Below are 7,743 nucleotides of genomic sequence, written 5' to 3'. Positions count from 1 at the left end.
GCCACAGCTTGCGCGGCTCGAGCGGCACTCCCGGGCGGGCCAGCCGGTCGGCCGCCTCGGCGACCGCCCTGGGGGACACGTCGGCCGGCAGGTCGAGGCCGCCGCAGTTGTCGCAGCGGCCACAGGTCCAGCCTTCCGGGGCTTCCGGATCATCGAGCTGGTGGCGGAGGAACCACATCCGGCAGCGGTCGGTCGTGAGGTAGTCGAGCATCGCCTGCTGCTCGCGCTCCCGCGCCTCGGCCACCCGGCGGTAGCGCTCCGCGTCGTAGGCCCAGTCCTGGCCGGTCGCCTCCCAGCCACCCCGCACCCGGCGGACGGCGCCGTCGACGTCGAGCACCTTGAGCATGGTCTCGAGCCGGTTGCGGCTCAGGTCGACCCGCGCCTCGAGCGCGGGCGTGCTCATGACGCCACCGCCCTCGGCCAACGCGGCGAGGGTGTCGCGCACCAGCTCCTCGCGGGGGAAGGCCAGGGAAGCGAAGTAGGCCCAGATGTCGCGGTCCTCGATCGCCGGCAGGAGTACGACGGACGCCGGGTGCGTCGTACCGCGGCCGGCACGGCCCACCTGCTGGTAGTAGGCCACCGGCGAGCTCGGAGCGCCGAGGTTGACCACGAAGCCGAGGGACGCGTCGAAGCCCATCCCGAGCGCGCTGGTGGCGACCAGCGCCTTGACCTCGCCGTCGAGCAGCGCCTGCTCGAGGGCGAGCCGCTCGGTCTGCTCGGTCTTGCCGGAGTAGGCGGCGACCTTGTGGCCGCGGGACCGCAGGTAGTCGGAGACCTGCTGCGTCGCGGCGACGGTCAGGCAGTAGACGATGCCGCTGCCGGGCTGCTCGGCGAGGTGGTCGGCGAGCCACGCCAACCGCTGCTCCGCGGTGGTCAGCCGGACCACCCCGAGCCGGAGCGTCTCGCGGTCGAGGCTGCCGCGCAGGACCAGCGCCTCGCCGCCCAGCTGCTCGGCGACGTCGTCGGTCACCCGCTGGTTGGCGGTCGCGGTCGTGGCGAGCACGGGGATGCCGGTCGGCAGCTCGGCGAGCAGGGTGCGGATCCGGCGGTAGTCGGGGCGGAAGTCGTGGCCCCAGTCGGAGATGCAGTGGGCCTCGTCGACGACCAGCAGTCCGCACGTGGCCGCCAGCCGCGGCAGCACCTCATCGCGGAAGCCCGGGTTGTTGAGCCGCTCCGGGCTGACGAGGAGCACGTCGACCTCGCCCCGCTGGATCGCGGCGTGCGTCTCCTCCCACTGCTCGATGTTGGTGGAGTTGATCGTCACCGCGCGGATCCCGGCCCGCTCGGCGGCCGCGATCTGGTTGCGCATCAGGGCGAGCAGCGGCGAGATGATCACCGTCGGTCCCCCGCGGTGACCGGGGAGGCCGTCCGCGGCCGTCTCGAGACCCTCCCGCAGCAGCAGGGTCGCCACGAAGTAGACCGCGGACTTGCCCCACCCGGTGCGCTGCACCACCAGCGCCCGCCGCCGCGCGACCACCAGCGCCTCGATCGCCGCCCACTGGTCGTCGTAGAGCTCGGCGTCGTCACGACCCACCAGCGCCTGCAGATGCTTCTCGGCCCGGGTGCGCGTGGCGTCGACATCGGTGGCAGTGGTCATGCCCCGTGTCTACCAGCGGCCCCCGACGACTCGGTCATCGTGGTGGCGCGGCAGTTGAGTGCGGATGCTCCTGCGAGCCGGCGGCCGCGCGAGAAGACTCGGGGCCATGACCGTCGACCGTGTGGAGCGGACCTGGGCGCCCGGCGTCGTCCGGTCGCTGGCTGGCGCGCTCTTGCTGCTGGTGGGTGGGTGCGCGCCATCTGCCGAGTCGCTCGAGGAGAAGGTGAAGGACGAGCCGGGCGTCATCACGGTCGAGGTCATGGAGGGCGGCGACGACGATCTCCCGTTCACAAGGATCCCGAAGTCCGCCTGGGTCCTGAAGGAGCCCGACGCATCCGCTGATGAGGTCATGTCGGTCTTCGACAAGTACGACGACGACATCGATGACGACGTCGATCTCGTCCAGGTCCGGCTGTAAGGACCCAAGAAGTCAACGTTGCTCGATCGCTACCGCGACGACAAGGACATCGACTTCGTCCAGATTGAGTCCGGCCAGTTCCTGTTGATAAGAGACTCCGTCAACGAGGACCTGGCACGCACGTTCGCACGCGAGAGATTCGTGCTCCTCGTAGACCAACGGTTCCGGCTGAAGCGAAGCGACCCTCCTGACGCGGCAGTAGCGTGCCGCTGCGCGAGCACGCAGGGCGGCAAATGCGGGCACATCGTCGGGACGTCATACGGCACAGCCCCTATGACTGCCGGGACGTATGACATTGCGCGGGACGTCATACGCCCGAGCGGCGATAGGTCCGCGGACGTATGACGTCTCACCGCCCGCGCCCTCCGCTCGGCAGAAGAGGGCGTCGCCTCCGGCAAGCCGAACGTCGCCCAACTCGGGCCGCCCCCGGCACCAGGTGCCGACAACGCGCGAGCTTGGAGGCGTCGGCGCGCGACCCCGGGCAGGATGGGGCGGCTCGAGCGCTGTGCGCAGGGCCCTGCTTCTAGGGGCGTCGGTGGAATCTGAGGGCGCCGTTGGGGAGGAGTTGGTGGCCGTAGCGTGGGTCGTGGAGGCGGTGGTGGTGCCAACTGCAGGCGAGGATTCCGTCGTCGAGGTCGGTCTTGCCGCCCTTGGACCAGGGTTTCAAATGATGGGCTTCGCACCAGGTCGCCGGGATTGTGCAGCCTTCGGCGCGGCATTCCTTGTCTCGTAGTCGCATAGCTTTGCGTTGGGCGGGTGAGTAGCGGCGTCGGGCCCGGCCGAGGTCGAGGATCTCGCCTTTGCCGCCGAGGACGACGGGGATGATCTGGGCGGTGCAGGCCAGCCGGCGGACCTGGGTCGCGGACAGGTTGTCGCCGGCGGACAGGTTGCCGTCGATCACCCCACCGGTGGCCAGGTCGGCCATCAGTGATTCCAGGGTGATGGTGACCATCACCGTGGTCGCATCCCCACCGTGGACCGGGAGCTTGGCGGGGTCGAGGTGCTCGAGCAGCGCGCCGAAGGCTTGGCCGAGCTTGCGGTGGTGGGGGATGCGGTCTTCTTCGCCGGTCAGGGCGTCGTCGTGTTTCCTGGGGCTGGTGAAGGCGTCGAGGTAGGTCAGGAGCCGGGTGCGGTCGAGCTCGGGGTGCACGATCGTGGTCCGGGCCATCCCGTCGCCGATCAACCGGGATTTGAGGCTGGTCTTCTCCCGGGCCCGTAGTTCTTCTTGTTCGAGGAGCTTGGCTTCGTGGGCCTCAGCGATCTCGGGTGCCACGACCTCGAGGATCCGGCGGCCGAGCCGTCGGAGCTCGGTGGGGTTGAACTCCGCACACCAGTCCACCAACCTGGTTTCGGCGTCGGCGAGGAGGTCGGGGTCCAGATCACTGGGCAGTGCTTCCAGGGCCGCGACCACGACACGGGCCTGGGCCTGGGCGACTCGGCCGTCGGCCATCCCGGCCGCGACCCGGGTCCAACGGCGGTCCAGGGACTCGGCCAGCCGGGCATCCGCACGGGCGGTGGCGGGTTCGGCACGGGTGATCACCGCGGCCCAGGACCCCACGTCGCGGGCACCGGCCGCCTCAGCGACGTCCCCAGCACTGGCCAGGACCCGTAGCCGCAGCTCCTCCAGGGCCGCGGCCGCTCGACCCAGCTCGACCAGGGCGATCTGCTTGTCGGCCGGGGGAAGGTAGACCGGTTGCACGTCCCGGACACCCTCGACCGTGACCAGTACTTGGTCGGCGCAGGCCAGGATCGGGTGCGGTTGGGGCATGAGCTGTGCGACCACGATGTTCCTTTCCGAGAGGGTTCTATCCTACCCCGATCTGGTTCGGAATGGAACAGGTGTTCGAGAGATTGTTGGGTCCTCTCGGCGGTGGCTTGGTCTCGTGACGGTCGCCAGAGCGACCTCCTCGACCACCGGCTACCGCGACCTTCCCGCCGTCGTACCCGTCGCTGCCGTGACGACAGCGAGTACCTCAGGCCTCCTGCCGCCCGGGCAGGGCCAGGGGGACCGCACCGCAACCAACGACGGCGCGCAACCACGTCGTCCGTTTGTCCCACCGCAACCGACGACGGCGCGAAGGATGCCGGCATGGGGTCTCGTGACGGTCGCCAGAGCGACCTCCTCGACCACCGAGGCGTTGGTTTCGAGGCTCGCTTCGCTCGCACCTCAACCAGCGGCACGACCCGCTCGCCGTACCTCGACCGGCGGCGGACGTGGTCTCGTGACGGTCGCCAGAGCGACCTCCTCGACCACCGGGCGTGGCCAGAGCGACCTCCTCGACCACCGGGCGTGGCCAAAGCGACCTCCTCGACCACCGGGGGCGGGAGTGGACTAGTCCGGCCGGGTAAAAAATCGGTCGAGTTCCCGAAAACGGTTCCACGGCGGCGCGCGCGCGACTAACTTCGTTCTCGCCGCCGCAGGTGACCCGAGACGCCTGCGGCGGCATCACACTTTTTGCGGGCCGATCGCGGCGGGCGCTGCTACCAGATCCGCACCCGGTCGCTCGGGTCGAGCCAGAGGCCGTCGCCCGGGACGGTCTCGAAGACCTCGTGGAACTCGTCGAGGTTGCGCACGATGTTGGCGCGGAACTCCGGCGGGCTGTGCGGGTCGATGGTGAGGTACTGGCGCTCCTGCTCGGCGCGGCGCTTGGTGCGCCACACGTAGGCCCAGTTCATGAACAGCCGGCGACGGTCGTCGACGGACGCCTCCCGGCCCGCCTCGTGCTCGGAGATGACGAACGCCTTGTGCCCGATGGTCAGGCCGCCGAGGTCGCCGATGTTCTCGCCGACGGTGAGCGCACCGTTGACCTTCTCGTCCGGGATCGCACGGGGGGACAGGCCGTTGTACTGCTCGATGAGCGTCTTCGACTTCACCTCGAACGCGGCCTTGTCGTCGGGCGTCCACCAGTCGTTGAGGTTGCCGGCCCCGTCGTACTGGGCGCCCTGGTCGTCGAAGCCGTGACCGATCTCGTGGCCGATGACCGCGCCGATGCCGCCGTAGTTCTCGGCCGGGTGCGCGTCCGGGCTGAAGAACGGCTTCTGCAGGATCCCGGCGGGGAAGCAGATCTCGTTGGTGCCGGGGTTGTAGTAGGCGTTGACGGTCTGCGGGAGCATGAACCACTCGTCGCGGTCGACCGGTGAGCCGATCTTGGCCAGGTGGCGGTCGGTCTCGAACGCCGCGGCCGCCTGGGCGTTGCCGACCAGGTCGTCGGCGGTGACCTTCAGCTTGGAGTAGTCGCGGAACTCGTCGGGGTAGCCGATCTTCGGCCGGAAGGTCGCGAGCTTGTCGTAGGCCCGCTCCTTGGTCTCCTCGGTCATCCAGTCGAGCCGGCTGATCGACTCCCGGTAGGCCGCGAGCAGGTTGGCGACCAGGTCGTCCATCATCGCCTTGGACTCCGGCGGGAAGTGGCGCGCGACGTACTCCTTGCCGACGGCCTCGCCGACGGCGCCCTCGACGAACGCCACCGCGCGCTTCCACCGGGCGCGCAGCTCGGGCGTGCCGGACAGGGTGCGTCCGTAGAAGTCGAAGTTGGTCTCGACGAGCTCGTCGGTGAGGTACGGCGCCGCGGACCGCAGCACCCGGCTGTACATCCAGTCGCGCCAGACCTCGATCGGCGTCTCAGCGAGCACCGTCGAGAGGTGCTCGAGGTACGACGGCTGCCGCACGCACACCTCGGCGATCGTCGCGTGCTCGCCCGTGACGTGGCCGCCCAGGTTGGTGACGTAGGCGTCCCAGTCGAACGCGGGGCACATCGCCTTGAGCTCGTCGGCCGTGCGGAGGTTGTAGGTCTTCTGGACGTCGCGGGTCTCGGCCCGCTCCCAGTGGCCCTTGGCCAGCTCGGTGTCGAGCGCGAGGATCCGCTGCGCGGCGCCCTCGGGGTCGGCGTGCTCGCCGAGGGTCAGCAGCTTGGCGAGGTAGGCGACGTACGCCTCGCGGATCTCGGCGAACTTGTCGTCGCGGTAGTAGCTCTCGTCGGGCAGGCCGAGCCCGCCCTGGACGATGTGGAACAGGTAGCGGTCGGAGTTGCGGTCGTCGGTGTCGACGTAGGAGCCGAAGACGCCGTAGCCGCCGACCCGCTCGAACTCACCGAGGAACGCCGCGAGGTCGCGGACGTCGCGCAGACCCGATGCCGCGTCGAGCAGGGCACGAACCGGGTCGAGGCCGAGGCTCGCGATCCGCTCGGTGTCCATGAACGAGTTGTAGAGGTCCGCGATCTTGCGGGCGCTCTCGAGGTCGGCCGCCTCGGTCGAGCCGTCGGCCACCCCGTCGGCGATCTCGGTGATGATGTCGCGGACCTGCTGCTCACAGACCTCGGCGAGCTGCACGAAGGGGCCCCAGCTCGAGCGGTCGGCCGGGATCTCGGTCTCGACCAGCCACCGCCCGTTCACGTGGCCGAACAGGTCGTCCTGCGGGCGGATGTCGGTGTCCATGCCCTCGCGGGCGTCGTCCAGGATGCTCACGGCAACCGAGCCTAGATCAGGGGTCCTCACGCAGGCGCACGCTGGCAGGGCAAAGGGTCGGGCGATCCCCTGACAGCGGCAGTCCGGGCTAGTAAGACTGGCGGCATGCGCAAAGCGATCTCCCTCCTCGCTGTTCTCGCGGCAGTCCTCCTGGCCACTCCCACGCCGACCGCCACGTCGGCACCGACGGAGGGGGGCGAACGGGTTGACGCACCGACGGACCGCGTCGGCACCCTCGAGACCATCCGGCAGCGGGTCGTCACCCTGACGAACAACCGCCGACGCGCCCACGGCTGCAACAACCTGGGGCGCAACGCCGCACTCGACGAGGCGGCCCAGACCCACACCCGCAAGATGGCCAACCGGGAGACGCTGTCGCACCAGCTGTCCGGCGAGGCGTCGCTGGGCACGCGGGTTCGGCGCGCGGGCTACGACTGGACGCTCGTCGGCGAGAACATCGCCGCGGGCTACCCCACCCCGGAGGAGGTGGTCCGGGCCTGGATGGGCAGCGCCGGCCACCGGCGCAACATCCTCGACTGCCGGTACCGACACATCGGCGTCGGCTACGCCGTGAGCGGCCGCGGCACGCCGTACTGGACCCAGGTGTTCGGCCGGCGGTAGCCGTCAGCCGGCGACGAACCCGTCGGCGGTGAGCAGGGGAACGACGTCGTCGGCGTCGAGGTCGGCCGCGGCGGTGACGTCGGCCGCGTAGCCCACCGAGGCGAGCTCGCGTCCGCTCGCGCACTCCGCGAGGGCGGACGGAAGGTCGCCGGCGACCAGGTCGTACGACGCCGCGGCGTGCCGGGCCTCGGGACTCACCCGCAGCCCGGTCAGGTCGAGCGCACTGAGGACCGCGCCCGCACCCCACAGGTCCTCGAGCCCGGGTCGCAGCGAACCGTCCGGCCACCGCTCGCCGGCTGGGACGAACGCGACGACGGCACCGGCGGCCAGGCGCGGGGCGAGCCAGCGGGCGACCGCGGCGCGGTTGCGGAGCGCGGCGCCGACCACGAGGGGCGCCTTGGTCTCGAGGCTCGCTGGCGCTCGCACCTCAACCAGCGGCGATCCGGGCGACGCGAGGGCCGCGCAGATGGTTGAGCCGTTGGGGGAGGGCAGCACCAGCCGCTCGACCGGCGCGGAGGTCAGCAGCTGCGCGGGCGACAGCGAGGGAGGCGGGTCGGAGAGTCCGGCCGCCTCGAACCGGCCCACCGCGAGCACCGCGTCACGCTCGGCCGCGAACGCCGCCGCCCGCTCGTCCTTCCACGGGAAC

6 protein-coding genes are annotated in these 7,743 nt (G+C 70.6%); 2 read left to right on the top strand and 4 right to left on the bottom strand.

From position 1 onward, the window contains the following. Positions 1-1,597: RecQ family ATP-dependent DNA helicase (locus tag H0488_RS20230; protein WP_183101031.1), on the bottom strand; the 1,597-nt coding region annotated here is incomplete at its 3' end. A gap of 106 nt (positions 1,598-1,703) precedes the next feature. On the opposite strand from H0488_RS20230, the gene H0488_RS20225 reads away from it, so the two are divergent. Continuing rightward, the gene (locus H0488_RS20225; RefSeq protein WP_183101030.1) at positions 1,704-2,015 is read left to right on the top strand and encodes a hypothetical protein; all 312 of its coding nucleotides are present in this window, start codon (positions 1,704-1,706) and stop codon (positions 2,013-2,015) included. 523 nt (positions 2,016-2,538) lie between these two features. Here H0488_RS20225 and H0488_RS20220 read toward each other — a convergent pair. Further along, positions 2,539-3,798 (bottom strand): HNH endonuclease signature motif containing protein, encoded by a 1,260-nt coding sequence (locus H0488_RS20220; protein ID WP_183101029.1) that lies wholly within the window; start codon positions 3,796-3,798, stop codon positions 2,539-2,541. Positions 3,799-4,496: 698 nt separating this feature from the next. Next, positions 4,497-6,476 carry a M13 family metallopeptidase gene (locus H0488_RS20215; RefSeq protein WP_312856453.1) on the bottom strand — a complete coding sequence of 660 codons (1,980 nt, stop codon included), beginning with the start codon at positions 6,474-6,476 and terminating at the stop codon, positions 4,497-4,499. Between the two features lie 105 nt (positions 6,477-6,581). On the opposite strand from H0488_RS20215, the gene H0488_RS20210 reads away from it, so the two are divergent. Continuing rightward, positions 6,582-7,097 (top strand): CAP domain-containing protein, encoded by a 516-nt coding sequence (locus H0488_RS20210; protein WP_183101028.1) that lies wholly within the window; start codon positions 6,582-6,584, stop codon positions 7,095-7,097. Positions 7,098-7,100: 3 nt separating this feature from the next. On the opposite strand, the gene H0488_RS20205 is transcribed toward H0488_RS20210, so the two are convergent. After that, positions 7,101-7,743, bottom strand: a 643-nt coding sequence (locus H0488_RS20205; RefSeq protein WP_183101027.1) for a 2-phosphosulfolactate phosphatase, incomplete at its 5' end; no start/stop codon positions are given.

It is taken from the genome of Nocardioides pelophilus (assembly GCF_014180685.1).
Taxonomy (GTDB): domain Bacteria; phylum Actinomycetota; class Actinomycetes; order Propionibacteriales; family Nocardioidaceae; genus Nocardioides; species Nocardioides pelophilus.
This window is presented reverse-complemented; position numbering and strand designations above follow the sequence as displayed.

Bases quoted from the DNA above. Each gene is read 5' to 3' on its own strand.
- H0488_RS20225 (WP_183101030.1), top strand. From the start codon at position 1,704: ATGACCGTCGACCGTGTGGAGCGGACCTGGGCGCCCGGCGTCGTCCGG.
- H0488_RS20210 (WP_183101028.1), top strand. From the start codon at position 6,582: ATGCGCAAAGCGATCTCCCTCCTCGCTGTTCTCGCGGCAGTCCTCCTG.